This is a genomic window from Achromobacter sp. 46006 (assembly GCF_059761975.1).
Map to the genome: position 1 here is coordinate 1 of NZ_JCBANN010000155.1, position 261 is coordinate 261.

The following is a 261-nucleotide window of genomic DNA, read 5'->3' on the forward strand; positions in this document are numbered from 1 at the left end:
ACTGCTCTTCGTAGGCTTCCAGGTCGGCCAGCGGGCGCGTGGCCACGCCGCCTTCCATGGCGGCCTTGGCCACCGCCGGCGCGATGCGCACGATCAGGCGCGGATCGAACGGCTTGGGAATCAGGTACTCGGGCCCGAACGAAATATCGTAGGTGCCATAGGCCGCGGCCACCACTTCGTTCTGCTCTTCCTCGGCCAGTTCGGCAATGGCGTAGACCGCTGCCTTTTCCATCTCGCGCGTGATGGTGGTGGCGCCCACGT

Annotated in this window: 1 pseudogene; it reads right to left on the bottom strand. The window is 65.9% G+C overall.

Features of this window, described 5'->3' with window-relative positions:
* Positions 1 to 261 (bottom strand): annotated as a pseudogene (locus AC6LKG_RS26610) (NADP-dependent malic enzyme); the annotation flags it as partial.